Raw genomic sequence first — 343 nt, 5'->3', positions numbered from 1 at the left:
CCGCCGTCCCTCCGCGCCCGAGCGTCCCCCCGCGTCCCGCCTTCTCGCTGTTCACGTCCGCCGCACCCACCGGCGGGCAGCACAGCACCCCGACCGAGCCGAACAGTGCCGCCGCCCCGACCGGCGGCGAACCTGACGAGCCCGGCGAGGCAGCCGCCCACACCGGCGGTGCCCAGGAGGAGACGGGTGGCGAGCCGGAAGCGGAGCCGACCCCGGAAGACGAGTCCAGCGAACAGATGCCACATCCCCGGGAGAACACCGAGGAGACGGAGGCGCAGCGGTCCGGGCACACGCCGGTGACCGCTGCTGGCGACCGCTCGCGCGCCCCCCRSCMSSCSGWCAC

General features: G+C 76.5%; 1 pseudogene. It reads left to right on the top strand.

From position 1 onward, the window contains the following. Nucleotides 1–343 (top strand): annotated as a pseudogene (locus tag AB8Z75_RS35325) (hypothetical protein); the annotation flags it as partial.

Source organism: Streptomyces sp. PU-14G (assembly GCF_041028275.1).
In the GTDB taxonomy this organism is placed as follows: Bacteria; Actinomycetota; Actinomycetes; order Streptomycetales; family Streptomycetaceae; genus Streptomyces.
Note: the sequence above shows the minus strand (reverse complement) of the source record. Positions and strands in the feature narration are given on the sequence as shown.